This is a genomic window from Cupriavidus sp. 05N39 (assembly GCF_056397325.1).
The window spans coordinates 1-364 of the sequence record NZ_JBFTNE010000409.1 but is presented as its reverse complement, the minus strand read 5'-3'; the positions used below and the strand labels follow the sequence as shown (position 1 = coordinate 364).

The 364-nt window shown below is 67.9% G+C and carries 1 pseudogene; it reads right to left on the bottom strand.

The features are described from left to right. A pseudogene (gene leuS / locus AC1DN0_RS41940) lies at window positions 1-364 on the bottom strand (leucine--tRNA ligase); the annotation flags it as partial.

Sequence of the window (364 nt, the reverse complement as noted above, 5' to 3'; positions counted from 1 at the left end):
GCTTCATCTCGGCCAGCAGCGCAGCCAATGCCGGGTTCGACTTCGCCGCGTGCTGGGCCAGCGGGTGTTCGCCGGCGATCGACACGAAGGTCACGCCCATCACGGTGTCCGGACGGGTGGTGAACACGCGCAGCGGGTCCAGCGCGCTGCCGTCGGCGTCACGCACGTCGAACTGGATCTCCAGTCCTTCCGAGCGGCCGATCCAGTTGCGCTGCATGGTCTTGACCGAATCGGGCCAGCCCGGCAGTTCATCCAGGCCGTCCAGCAGTTCCTGGGCGTAATCGGTGATGCGCAGGAACCACTGCGGGATCTCGCGCTTTTCCACCAGGGCGCCGGAGCGCCAGCCGCGGCCGTCGATGACCTG